This window comes from Micromonospora sp. NPDC049559 (genome assembly GCF_040676675.1).
Taxonomy (GTDB): Bacteria; Actinomycetota; Actinomycetes; order Mycobacteriales; family Micromonosporaceae; genus JBFAPK01.
The window spans coordinates 24,783-37,264 of sequence record NZ_JBFAPK010000047.1; the positions used below are offsets into that span (position 1 = coordinate 24,783).

The window sequence follows — 12,482 nt, forward strand, 5'->3', positions numbered from 1 at the left end:
GGTCCGCCCGAAAGGTCAACCCCGGCGGTCCGGAAATCGGCCAAGGTCCGGACACTGGTACCACCGCCTCCTGGGTACGACGGCGGCGCTGCTGGTGACGGCCTCGCTCGCCGCCGCGCCCGCGCGGGCCGCGACCGCGACCCCGGCCGGAGCCGTCGGTGCCGGTGACGTCGCCCCGGCCGCGACCTACAACTACGCCGAGGCGCTGCAGAAGTCGCTCCTCTTCTACGAGGCGCAGCAGTCCGGCACCCTGCCCGACTGGAACCGCGTCTCCTGGCGCGGCGACTCGGCGCTGACCGACGGCGCCGACGCCGGCCTCGACCTCACCGGCGGCTGGTACGACGCGGGCGACCACGTCAAGTTCGGCTTCCCGATGGCGTTCAGCACCACCATGCTCGCCTGGGGCGCGGTCGAGTACCGCTCCGCGTACGCCGCCTCCGGCCAGCTCCCGCACCTGCTGAACAACCTGCGCTTCGTCAACGACTACTTCGTCAAGGCGCACCCGTCGGCCAACGTGCTCTACGGGCAGGTCGGCAAGGGCGACGACGACCACAAGTGGTGGGGACCCGCCGAGGTGCTGCCGATGGCGCGGCCCGCGTACAAGATCGACGCGAGCTGCGGCGGCGCGGACCTGGCCGGCGAGACCGCGGCCGCGATGGCCGCCTCCTCGATGGTCTTCCGCCCCACCGACGCGGCCTACGCCGACCGGCTGCTCGGCCACGCCCGGCAGCTCTACACCTTCGCCGACACCGTCCGGCGCGCCTACCACGAGTGCATCACCGACGCGACCAACTTCTACCGCTCCTGGAGCGGCTACACCGACGAACTGGTCTGGGGCGCGATCTGGCTCCACCGGGCCACCGGCGAGGCGAGCTACCTGGCCAAGGCCGAGAGCGAGTACGACCGGCTCGGCACCGAACCCCAGTCCAGCACCCGGCTCTACAAGTGGACCGTGGCCTGGGACAACAAGCAGTTCGGCGCGTACGTGCTGCTGGCCAACCTGACCGGGAAGCAGAAGTACGTCGACGACGCCAACCGCTGGCTCGACTACTGGACCGTCGGCGTCAACGGCGAGAAGGTGCGCACCTCCCCGGGCGGGATGGCGGTGCTCGACAGCTGGGGCGCGCTGCGCTACGCCGCGAACACCTCCTTCGCCGCCCTGGTCTACGCCGACAAGACCACCGACACGACCCGCAAGGCCCGCTACCACGACTTCGCCGTACGGCAGATCAACTACGCGCTCGGGGACAACCCGCGCCGCGCCAGCTACATGATCGGCTTCGGCGCCAACCCGCCCAAGAATCCGCACCACCGCACCGCGCACGGCTCCTGGTGGGACAGCCAGCAGGTGCCCGAGGCGACCCGGCACGTGCTCTACGGCGCGCTGGTCGGCGGCCCGTCCGCGCCGGACGACGCGTACACCGACAGCCGCGGCGACTACGTGATGAACGAGGTCGCCACCGACTACAACGCCGGTTTCACCTCCGCGCTGGTCCGGCTCTACTCCGAGTACGGCGGCACGCCGCTGGCGAACTTCCCGCAGCCGGAGGCGCCGGACATGGACGAGCTGACCGTCGAGACCACGGTGATGCAGAACGAGCCGCGGGCCACCGGGATCAAGGCGATCGTCTACAACAGGTCCGCCTTCCCCGCCCGGGCCCTGAAGAACTCCGCGTTCCGCTACTACTTCCGCCGCGAGGGGACCAGCGCCATCCAGGTGACCAGCTCGTACACGCAGGGCTGCCCGGCGCCGACCGCCGCCCGCCAGGCCGCCGGCGACCTCTGGTACGTCGAGGTCAACTGCGCCGGGTACACGATCGCGCCGGCCGGCCAGTCGGCGCACCGGATGGAGGTGCAGTTCAAGGTCGGCGTACCGGAGGGGGGAACCTGGGATCCCGCCAACGACCCGTCGTACTCCGCCACCGCCGGCCCGAACCGCAACGTCCCGCTCTACGAGGCCGGCGCGCGGGTCTGGGGGCAGGAGCCCGACTCCGGGCCGGCCGACACCACACCGCCGAGCGCCCCCGGCACCCCGGTCGCCTCCGGGCTGACCTCGACCGGCGTGACGCTCACCTGGGCGGCCTCGACCGACAGCGGCGGCAGCGGGCTCGCCGGCTACACCGTGCGCGAACTCCTGGTCGGCAACGACGTGGTGGTGGGGCGACCGGCGTCGACCAACTCCCTGACCGTCTCCGGGCTGCTGCCCGGCCGCACCTACCAGTACTCGGTGGTCGCCCGGGACAACGCGGGGAACGAGTCCGCCGCCTCGGCCACCCTCTCGGTCACCACGCCGCCGGTCGGGGGCGGCGATCCGGACACCACCCCGCCCAGCCGGCCCGGCACGCCGACCGCCTCGGCGGTCACCTTCTCGGGGGCCACCCTGACCTGGGCGGCGTCGACCGACAACGTCGCGGTCAGCGGGTACCGGGTCTACCGGGAGGCCGGCGCCACGGACGTACCGCTGGCCACGGTCACCGGCACCACGTACGCCGTGACCGGGCTGGCGCCCGCGACCGCGTACGAGTTCTACGTCGTGGCCCTCGACGCCGCCGGCAACGCCTCGACCCCGTCGGCGCCGGTGGCCGTGACCACGGCGCCCGCGCCGCCGGCCAGCGCTTGCCGGATCACGTACGCCACCAACGACTGGAACACCGGTTTCAGCGCCACCGTGACGGTCACCAACACCGGCTCCACCGCGCTGACCAGCTGGAACCTGGCGTGGAGCTTCACCGCCGGGCAGCGGGTCACCCAGGCCTGGTCGGCCACGGTGACCCAGACCGGCACCTCGGTCACCGCCGCGAGCCTCTCCTACAACGGGGCGCTGGCGCCGGGCGCGTCGACGAGCTTCGGCTTCAACGGTACGCACAGCGGCAGCAACCCGAGGCCGGCCGCGTTCACGCTCAACGGGGCCGCCTGCACGGTCGCCTGACCCGCCACGGCCGGCCCGGCGGCGTCGGGTCCGTGATCCGGTCCGGCCCGGCCCGGCGGGGTCGGCACGCGGCCCGGTCGGGGCCGGCCCGGCGGCGTCGGGTCGGCCCCTCGGCGGCAACTCTGAGCCGTTCTCGCCGTTCCCGGGGTGAGGAAACGCCAACATCTGGACAATTGGGCGGTGGGAGCGGTCCGGTCCCGGCCTCGCGGCTCGGGTACGCGATGAGTGCCCGCCGGCCAGCCGCCGCGGGCGCCCGCCGGTGCGGTGAGCGGTGAGCGTCGTCGCGATCGTGCTGGGGCTCGCCGCGGCGGCGCTCTTCGCGGTCGGCTCGGTGCTCGAACAGCGCGCCACCAAGCGGCAGAAGCAGACCCGTACGCTCGATCCCCGGCTGCTGCTGCAACTGCTGCGCGAACCGATGTGGTTCGCCGGCTGGGTGCCGGACCTCGGCGGCACCGTGCTCCAGGCCGTCGCGCTGCGCTTCGGCCCGCTCGCCCTGGTCGAGCCGATGCTGCTCGCCGGGGTACTGCTGGCGATCCCGCTGGAGGCGGCCTTCGAGAAGCGCCGCCCGCACGCCCGCGACCTGACCGTGGTGGTCCTCGGCGCGATCGGCCTCGCCGCGTTCCTGGTCGCGGCGGCGCCCCGGGGTGGGATCAACGAGCCGAAGACCGGCGACTGGCTGCGGGTGATGGCCGCGCTCGCCGTGGTCTTCGCGGCCTGCCTCTTCTTCGCCTGGTGCGCCCGCAACACCACCCGGGGGATCCTGCTCGGCGTCGCCACCGGACTGCTCTACGCGCTCGCCGCGTCCCTGCTGAAGTCGGTCACCGTGCAGTTGGGGCGGGGGCTGCCGGAGACCTTCTCCCACTGGCACGTGTACGCGCTGCTGGTGGCCGGCGTCGGCGGCATGATGCTCAACCAGAACGCCTTCCAGGGCGGCCCGATCGCGGCGCCGCTGACCACCATCGCGATGACCGACCCGGTCGTCAGCATCGGCATCGGCATCACCGCCTTCCACGAGCAGCTCAGCGTCGACGGGCCCCGGCTCGCCATCGAGATCCTCGCCGGGCTGCTGATGATCTTCGTACTCTGGCTCGCCCACACCATCCGGGGCAACAACGGCAACAACGGCAACAACGGCGCCCAGCACTGAGTCCGCCCCCGTCGATCTAGGGCAAATCGTTGCTAGACGATCTCTAATCACGTGGATTTGCCCTAGATCGAAGGGGGTTCTCGGGGCGGTGTTCGCGGGGCGGGGCGGTCAGCGGTGGCCGGCGAAGATGCCGATGCCGTTCGCCACCGCGCGCTCGGTACCGTCCGACGGGCTGTTGCGGGCCGTCACGGTCGACTCGCCCGGAGCCCGCACCGCTACCGTCGTCGACCCGCCGCCGTCCAGGTTCACCGCGTCGTCCGCGCCGAACGAGCGCAGCAGGTCGGCCAGCTCGGCGATGGTGAGACCCTTGCTGACCGCCGACCGGCCGTCCAGCGCCACCAGGTAGACCGTCCGCCCGTCGGCGCTGACGCCGGCCGAGCTGCGTACCGCGGCGGTCTTGGTGTCCACGCCCGCCAGCGGCGCGCCGTCGCGCAGGATCGGGAACCCGCCGACCGCGAACGTCAGCTTCGGCCGCTCCGCGGCCTCGAGCCGGTGGTCGATCTTCACCCGGTCGCCCACGGCCAGGTCGTCGAGCTGGTCGGCACCGCCCTCGCGGCCCACGAGCACCTCGGTGTCGCCGGGGATCTGACCGGCGCCCGGCGTCGTGCTCACCGAGGTCACCACGCCGTGGCGCACCGTCACCTCGTACGTCTCGGTGCTGCACGGGTCGTTGCGGCTGGTGTCGCTGCCGCAGGTGGCGCGTACCCGGGAGGCGCTGCCCCAGTCGGAGGTGAAGACGCCGACGCCGCCGACCGGCAGGGCGTACTGGTTCAGGCCGGTCAGCGGGATGCTGCCGGCGGGGGTGCGGACCTCGCCGGCCAGCTCCAGGCTGGTCACCCGGGCCCGCTTGTCCGCGCCCACCGCGAAGACGTCGCGGGTGGAGGTGCCGGGCGGCAGTCCCGGCCCGAAGCGCTGCGCGTTCGGTACGGCGGCCTTGAGCTGGCGGCCGTCCGCGATCGCCGGGCCCACCGACGACCCGGTCGGGGCGACCCCGGCGTGGGTCTCGCTGATGTTGAAGAAGTCGCCGTTGACCCCGGCGATCGCGTGCTGCTCGTTGGCCATCGCCGAGACGACCTCGCGCTGCGCGACGGACGCGGGGTGCAGCAGGTCCAGGCTGACCTTCGGGTTACGCAGGTCGGCCGTGAGCAGGTAGCCGAGCGTGGCGCCGCGCGGGGTCTGCACCTCGAACGACGAGTACGCCACGCCGGGCGCGAGCTGCTGGCTGCCGGTGACCTGTACCGCCTCGGCCTGGGTCGCTGCTCCGGTCGCCGGCGCCGGGGCGGGCGCGACCGTCGCGGCCTGGGCCGCCCCGGTCGGTACCGCGAACGCGGTCAGGCCCGCGGCGAGAAGTGTCGCCACCCGTGCGCGTACCAGTGGTGCTGGTCGCATCGCCACCTCTTCCTTCTCTTCGTGCCCGGCGGGCCGGCGGGCCCGGCCGGGTCAGGGTTTGCGCAGGTAGCCGACCACACCGGGGTGAACACCCGTCATGATCGACTTGAACCGCCGGTGGCGCGCCGGCCCCGAGCCGGTCGGTCGAGCGGCCAGGGGGAGGGGCGCCGTCCGGCTGCCAATTGTGGACGGTCGATCGACCGGCCGTGGGGTCGGCCGGGCCGGGAGGGCGACCGGCACCGACACGTCCGGTCGATCGGAGGGCCGGACAGGGCGGGCTGACGAGATCGACCGGCGCCGGTGCGTGAGCCGATCGTCCGCCGAATCGCCGCTGCTCGACCGCTGTGGCTGATCTAGTGATCGCATGAGACTGCCCGGGTGACATATCAGCCGCCACGAGAGCCGCATCATCCGCACGCGCGGATTCATCCGCCTCAGGCAGCGGACTCCCGCCGCAGGGCGATCCACACGCCGCTGGACCTGATTCAAGGTCTCCGCCCGGGACAGAAGATGGCATTTCTCGTCGTCGGCGGGATACTCGCATTCGTTCTGGTCTGCGGCGTCGGCATCACGGCTGTCGGAGCGATCGTGGGGCCGCCGACCGAACCGCCTCGGCGAGCCGCGGCCGCCAGCGCCACCCCGACGGCGCTCCAAGCGTCGGCGAGCGCGCCCGCGACGCCGTCCGCGACGCCGCTCGCGCCCACCTCGACGCCGTCCGCCCCGGCGCAGCCGGTGGTCGAGAAGCGAACGGTCACCGAGACGCAGCGGCTGCCGTTCGCCGAGAAGACGGTGAAGGACTCGTCCCTGGCCGAGGGCGTTCGGAAGGTGCGTGCGAAGGGTGTCGCGGGTGTGAAGACCCTCGTCTACGAGGTGACGCTGACCGACGGGGTGGAGACCGGCCGGAAACTGGTACGACAGGAAGTCACGAAGAACCCGGTCACCCAGGTCGTCGCGGTCGGCACGAAGAAGACCAAGCGGTGCGACCCGAACTACAGCGGTGCGTGCGTACCCATCGCCAGCGACGTCGACTGCGCCGGCGGCAGCGGCAACGGCCCCGCGTACGTGCAGGGCCCCGTACGGGTCGTCGGGAGCGACATCTACGACCTGGACCGTGACGGCGACGGCATCGGCTGCGACGACTGAGCGGGAGACCGACGTCCCGATCTCCAGTCGAATGCCCTCTGCCGAAACCGCGCTGTCGGGCGAAGCACGTGATCGTCGGTTTCCCCAGGTGACTGTCGTGGAAGCCCCCGAAGGGCTTTCACGACAGTCGTCAAGGCCCCCGAGCGCAGCCTGAGGCGCTCAAGAGGCGGATTGCCACTGTCGGACAAGGTCCTCCGCCTCGGTCAAGAGAAGGTCCAACTGCTGCTCGGACAGTTCGGCTTCCGCGACCAGTCTGAAGAGGAGTTGTCCCTCGATTTCGGCGATCGTGCCGACGTCCAGGCGCTCGACCGTCTCGGCCACCCCGGGCGCGTCGAGGTCCAGCGTGGCGGCGATCAGAGCTTCCGCCTCCTGCGCCGGTAGGTCGCGGCCCTCGGACAGGAAGGCCCGCGCGTCCGCAACGAATCGAATGATCTCGCGCATGTCCCTGGTGGTCCCGAACCGCCGTCGTACTGACAGGTAGAAGGCGGAATTGATGATCGCAACCGGGGTGCCCTTGCCCTGCTGTTCAAACTCTGCGCGGAGCTTCTCGTAGGTGTCCCAGTCCTGCAACAGGAGGGCTTTGAGGAACCTGGTGTTGTCATCCATTGGTATCGCCTTCCTGCTTTTTTGATCGCCTGTCGGCTTGAACCTTCTTGCGGAGCCGGCCCGCTACCTCGGCACCCTTGACACCGAGGAGGGCCAATGTAAACGCCGCCAACAGCGCGTCGCCGGCCGAGCCACCCCGGGTTTCGGCTGCCCTGATGATCGGATCGGGAGAGCGGGGTACTGCGGTCGCACCCTTCCCCGCAGCGTCCTGAATCGCCGACGCCAGTTTGCTCGCGTGTTGGAGGCCGTCGTCGGCGTTGGGGACACTGGTCATCCTGCGGAAGAGGCGGCTCGAGAGCGGCCCGCCGGGCCCGGTGGAGCTGGCAAGGGCTTGTCCGTCGGGTAGCGATCGAGGCGTAGACGTTCGTGTGGGCGCCGAGCCTGGGACGATGACATTGGCGTACTCGGCAAACGCGCCTGCCGCTTCGGCGAAGAGTCTGGCGCTCTTGCCCGCCTTCTCGGCTGCGGTTCGCGCCTCCGTGATGGCTTGGTTGGCCGCTGGGTCGTTTGTGCCCTGAGCGGCTTCCGTCAGAGCGGCGAGCGCTTGTTCGGCCTGGTCGCGTGCACGGCCCGCAGTGACGGCGGCACGATCCAGTTCGCCGATTACCCGCAGAAGCTGACGTATGACCTCGCCGAGATCACCGCTCACCCCAGGGTCCCCAGGTATCTCTCGGTCGCCTCCTTGGCCCCCTGTAGGCGACGGCGTACCAGCTCGGTCTCGCGGACAGCCTCGCCAGCGAGTCGAAGCCCCTTCTGCGCCGCGCCGTGCTGACTGTCGTGCACCGTAATCCCGGCGAGCGTCAGCGCCTCGGTGCCGGCCTCCCGAGCCGATCGGATGGTCATCTCTGCCTGATCGGCAGCCTCAAGAGCGCGATGGAACGTCGCCTTCACCTGCTCGATGCTCATCGACTGCCCTTGGTCGGATGGCCGCTACTCTGAGTGCGCCATTGAACACTACCGAAGACCCGGTCCCGGTGACAGCCCCGAGGTCCCGGTTATGGCGCTACGGGCGGGTGAGTTCGATTTGATCACCGGGTTGACTTCGACCGTCCCCTCCGGGTGCTGGACCTCAAGCACCGGTACGCCCTCGTCGAGCCGGGCGGCAGCGCTCCGGGCTCGATGCGGTCGCGCAGCAGGTCGGCGAGCTGTGTGTAGACGGGCGTGTGCGAGCGCGGATCGATGGCCACAGAGCGTTAGTCCTGGACTGGATGTCGGCCCTGTCGGAACGTCGCCGTATTCGCATCTGGCTCATCGGCTGAACGTGTCGTGCTTGGCGGCGGTGACGAAGTCGGTCCAGTCGGCCGGGTTGAAGACCAGGACCGGGCCCGTTGGGTCCTTGCTGTCCCGGACTCCTACGACACCGGGCAGGTTGTCTGCGACCTCCACGCACTCCCCGCCGTTGTTGCTGCGGCTCGACTTGCGCCACCGGGCGCCGGTCAGATCAGGCACGGTCGTACTCCTCTGCTAGCTGCTGAATCATGGTCTTGGATCGGGACTCGTTGAGGGCGCGGTTCTCCATGTCTGCCCAGATCTTGTCGTAGGCGCTGGTCTCGTGTGGTTTGTCTAGGTAGATGGCCCCGGTCGCACCCTCCAGGTAGGTCACCGTCGGTTCCACCTCCTTGCCGGCGTCGTCCCGTGGAAATTCCAGGATTGAGAAGGCTCCGGCCATCGCGCCGGCATGAAGCCCGGCAGAAAATGGCAGCACTCTGATGGTTACGTTGGGTAGTTCAGCGGCCTTCAGGAGTTGGTGAAGCTGCTCGGCCATGATCTTGTCGTTGCCGACCGGCCGACGCAACACCGCCTCGTTGATTATCACGCTCAGTTGCGGGGGTGAGAAGCGGGTCAGCAGGCTCTGTCGCTCGATCCGGAGCCGGATCGCCCGCTCCCGCTCGGCGTCGTCCTCCGAGTCGATCGCACCGCCGGGCATCAGGAACAACTGCTCGGCGTAGGCCCGGGTCTGAAGCAGGCCGGGGATGAGTTCGCTCTGGTACTGGCGGATGTTGGCAGCGGCGGATTCGAGTCCTATATAGAGTTGGAACCAGCGGGGAAGGCCCGAGCCGATGTAGTCGTGCCACCAGTTCTTGTTCGCACGCGTGGCGGCGGTCAACGCGAGCAGCAGTTCCCGATCCTTCTTCGAGGCGCCGTACAGGTTGAGCATCTGCTCGACGTCCGCCTGCCGGTACCGGATGTTCTCGGCGCCGTTCTCAATCCGGTGCAGGGTCGCCCGTGCCCGGTCGAGCTGCGCCGCTGCCTGGTCCATGGTCAGCCCGGCGGCCTTCCGTAGCGCCTCGAACTTCCGGCCGATCTGTCGCCGCAGCATCGTCGATCCGGTTACTAACTGTGACACCGGTGGCCTCCGTGGATCGGGTACTTGAGACGTGCCGCAGCCAATTAAACGGGCCTGGTGTATCAGAAACAATAGACAAGTTACTAAGAGAATGTGTCGATCAAGGACTCGCTATTTTGATCTCTCCTGTTAAACGTTGCATTTGATTCCGGGCGATGCTCTACTGCCTCCACGGCCCGGTGTGGAGCCCGCCGAACTGGGGCTGAGCTGGGCAGCCCTGCCTGCCGCACCTGTGACGGGAGCTGCGGCGGTGGGGCCGGGTGGTCCGCCCGTTCGAGGCGAGCGGGCGGACCACCCTCCATTCTTCGATCCGGAAGGCAGGTCCTCGGCATGTGTCTCGTCGTGCGGTTGCTGCGCCGCTCGCGTACCCCGGACCGGTCGACTCGGGGGAGCGCCAGTGGCCGGTCCGCCGGTCACGCACCGCTACCTGACCGCCGTGCCCGGAGAGCCAACGCCCGGGGGCACCGGTGAGGGCGGCGGGACAGCGGTGGGTCGTTCACCTCCCGGTGATCGCCGCCGACCTGGCCGCCGCGCAGCGGCTCGCCCGGGTGGTCGCCCGGGGGATGAGCTTCCTGCGCCAGGTCGACCCCGGCGAGACCACCGTCTCGGCCGAGGACGACCAGGGCGTACGCCATCGGGTCTTCTGCGACCTGCGACTGCCCGGCGGCCGGCGGTGCCTGCTCGGGAACGACCACGACGGACCGTGCAGCCGGCGGCTGCGTCGGTGACCAGCGACGACCACCCGCCGGAGGCGGCACCCATGACGTCCAGCACCGAATTGACGATCACCTGCCCGGACTGTGTCGGGCTCACCTTCACTCTGGTCCAGTGCACCTGCGTCAGCGGCGGCGACCGGCTGGTGGTCGACTTCGACCTAGGCGACCCGGACGGCAAGCCGTACCGGGACTGCCTGGTCTGCCAGGGCACCGGCACCGTCGCGCGCGCCTGCACCCGGTGCGAGCAGCGCGGACGCCGCCGGGCCCAGCTCGTGCTCACCGTGGCGAATCTCGACACCGGTACGGTCGCCTCGCGCAACGTCGTACCCGGGTCGCTGGAGCCGGTGCCCGCGCCCGACGGCGGCTGGCGCCTCGTCCTCACCCCGGTGGTACGCGACCTGGCCGCCGCCGTCGGCGCTGAGACCATCACCGACATCTGGGACGCGAGGCGTCCCCTCAAGGAACAGTTCGCCCCGCTGCCGTCCTGGCGGCCCGACCTGCCGGCCGAGCGGCGGTACGCCATCGAGGCCGAGGCGATCACCCGACAGGACTTCTACCCGTGGCGGCTCTACCTCGGGCGGGTCCGCGCGCAGCAGCCCTTCGACCCGGACCGGGCGCTGGGGTGGCTCTGCGCCGTGGCGGACCTGCTCTGCCTCGACCTGATGGTGGAGGCCCGCCACGAACCGTGGGGTGACCTCTCCTGGGACGTCCGCTACGAGGTGGCCGGTGGGCCGGTGCCCGCCAACCCGTCGCACCGGGCGCGTGACCTGCCCGAGGCGGTCGCCACCACCACCGTCCAGGACGCCCTCGACGGGCTGGGCCGACGCGGGCTCGCCGCGTCGGCGTACGCGATCGGGCCGGCCTCGCCCGAACGCCAGTGGCCGCCCGTGATCGACCTCGACCAGGTCGAACGCCGGGTCCACGCCGACGCGCGCGACGCCCTCTACGCGGCCGGCGGGGCGGCCGGCGCCCAGGCGATCTGGCGCGACGGCCGCTGGTGGCACACCCGGCTGCGCCCCGGCGACACCACCGAGGTTCTCGCCGAGCGCTCCACCGGCCAGATCGTCAGCCGGCGGGTCACCAGCTTGGCGCGCAACTGGGAGCCGCCCGCCTCGGTCCGGCGCGGCGACCCGATCCCCTACACGGTCTGCCCGGACTGCGACCCGGACAGCCGCCTGCGCCGCTGCCTCTGCACCCTCGGCGGCCGGCCGGTCGACGCCGACTGTGCGAGCTGCGCCGGGACCGGCCTCGCCGCCTCGACGCTGCCCTGCCCCACCTGCCGGGACAGCCACCGGATCTACTCGGCGCTCACCGTCACCGTCACCGACCTGCGCTCGCGCGTCGTGCACCAGCTCTGGCGTCCGCAACCCGGCGAACCGGCCGAGCTGGTCGCCACCCAACCCGGCGGCCGGCCCGTCTACCGGCTCGCCGAGCGTTATCGGCTCGACCGGTGGGCGGCCATCTTCGGGGTACCGTCCGGAGAACTCACCGAGGCCGACGGCGGCCACGAGGTCGGCCAGGACCTGCGCGAAGGCGTCGTCACCGCCTCCGGCCCCGGCGCCGACCCGGTCATCGAGTACGTCGCCTCCGCCGGACGTGGACAGCCCGGCGCCCGGTTCATCGTCGTGGCCGCCCCGCCGGAGGTGCCGCCCCTGCCGGTGCTGATCCGGCTCGCCCTCGGGCTGCGCCTGGCCGTCGTGGTCACCATCGAGGACCACCGGCTCGACGCGGACGACCCGCGCAAGCTGCACGGCCAGCGCTGGCAGGTCGAGATCGTGCCGCCCGAGCCGTCCGGACCGCTGCCTGGTCAGCCGGACCAGCGGGGCACATCCGAGCAGCCCGACCGGCTGGACCCGCCGGTGTGTCCGACGCTCGCGGCGGCCATCGGGCACTGCCTCCGATACCTGGGAAACGCACTGGTCGACGCGGTGCCAACCGAGCCGGACCAGCCGATCGAGGTGCCGCAGTTGCCGGTACCGGTGGCCGTCACCGACCCGACGCCACTGATCGAACGCCTCGGCGCGCACTACCCGGGCCGGCCGGTCGCCATCCGCTTCGACGCGGGCGGCTGCCACGTCCGGCTCGGCGAGCGGGACGGCGTCCGGCCGCTCGCGCGGGCCCGTACCCTCGCCGCCGCCGTCACCGCCCTCGGCCTGACCAGCTCGTGACCGGTGTGGCCGGTGGCCGGGCCGGTCCGGCCACCAT

At 71.2% G+C, this 12,482-nt stretch carries 11 protein-coding genes; 5 read left to right on the forward strand and 6 right to left on the reverse strand.

Translation table 11 applies throughout. From position 1 onward, the window contains the following. Window positions 1–94 precede the first annotated feature (94 nt). Together AB0J86_RS34010 and AB0J86_RS34015 are read left to right on the forward strand one after the other, a co-directional pair. Complete coding sequence (locus AB0J86_RS34010) at window positions 95–2,929, forward strand: glycoside hydrolase family 9 protein (RefSeq protein WP_363861795.1); 2,835 nt, start codon at window positions 95–97, stop codon at window positions 2,927–2,929. Window positions 2,930–3,200: 271 nt separating this feature from the next. Next, entirely contained in the window at window positions 3,201–4,076 is an 876-nt protein-coding gene (locus tag AB0J86_RS34015) for a DMT family transporter (protein ID WP_363861796.1), read from the forward strand. Between the two features lie 108 nt (window positions 4,077–4,184). Here the strand turns inward: AB0J86_RS34015 and AB0J86_RS34020 are convergent, their stop codons facing one another. After that, window positions 4,185–5,465 carry a phosphodiester glycosidase family protein gene (locus AB0J86_RS34020; RefSeq protein WP_363861798.1) on the reverse strand — a complete coding sequence of 427 codons (1,281 nt, stop codon included), beginning with the start codon at window positions 5,463–5,465 and terminating at the stop codon, window positions 4,185–4,187. Between the two features lie 510 nt (window positions 5,466–5,975). Here AB0J86_RS34020 and AB0J86_RS34025 point away from each other — a divergent pair. After that, entirely contained in the window at window positions 5,976–6,608 is a 633-nt protein-coding gene (locus tag AB0J86_RS34025) for a G5 domain-containing protein (protein WP_363861799.1), read from the forward strand. A gap of 159 nt (window positions 6,609–6,767) precedes the next feature. Here the strand turns inward: AB0J86_RS34025 and AB0J86_RS34030 are convergent, their stop codons facing one another. From AB0J86_RS34030 to AB0J86_RS34050, 5 genes are all read right to left on the reverse strand, one after another. Continuing rightward, window positions 6,768–7,214, reverse strand: coding sequence for a hypothetical protein (locus AB0J86_RS34030; RefSeq protein ID WP_363861800.1), 447 nt, complete (start codon window positions 7,212–7,214; stop codon window positions 6,768–6,770). Further along, complete coding sequence (locus tag AB0J86_RS34035) at window positions 7,207–7,863, reverse strand: hypothetical protein (RefSeq protein WP_363861801.1); 657 nt, start codon at window positions 7,861–7,863, stop codon at window positions 7,207–7,209. Before AB0J86_RS34035 ends, AB0J86_RS34030 begins: the two co-directional genes overlap by 8 nt. After that, complete coding sequence (locus AB0J86_RS34040; protein WP_363861802.1) at window positions 7,860–8,120, reverse strand: hypothetical protein; 261 nt, start codon at window positions 8,118–8,120, stop codon at window positions 7,860–7,862. The genes AB0J86_RS34035 and AB0J86_RS34040 overlap by 4 nt, the downstream gene beginning before the upstream one ends. A 342-nt stretch (window positions 8,121–8,462) precedes the next feature. Beyond that, window positions 8,463–8,663, reverse strand: a complete 201-nt coding sequence (locus tag AB0J86_RS34045; protein ID WP_363861804.1) for a DUF397 domain-containing protein — start codon at window positions 8,661–8,663, stop codon at window positions 8,463–8,465. Beyond that, window positions 8,656–9,534 carry a helix-turn-helix transcriptional regulator gene (locus tag AB0J86_RS34050; RefSeq protein ID WP_363861806.1) on the reverse strand — a complete coding sequence of 293 codons (879 nt, stop codon included), beginning with the start codon at window positions 9,532–9,534 and terminating at the stop codon, window positions 8,656–8,658. Before AB0J86_RS34050 ends, AB0J86_RS34045 begins: the two co-directional genes overlap by 8 nt. 494 nt (window positions 9,535–10,028) lie before the next feature. Here AB0J86_RS34050 and AB0J86_RS34055 point away from each other — a divergent pair, with 494 nt between their 5' ends. Then, a complete protein-coding gene (locus tag AB0J86_RS34055) occupies window positions 10,029–10,289 on the forward strand; it encodes a hypothetical protein (protein WP_363861807.1) in 261 nt (86 codons plus the stop codon). A 32-nt stretch (window positions 10,290–10,321) separates the two neighbouring features. After that, window positions 10,322–12,445, forward strand: coding sequence for a hypothetical protein (locus tag AB0J86_RS34060; RefSeq protein ID WP_363861808.1), 2,124 nt, complete (start codon window positions 10,322–10,324; stop codon window positions 12,443–12,445). Window positions 12,446–12,482: the final 37 nt, after the last annotated feature.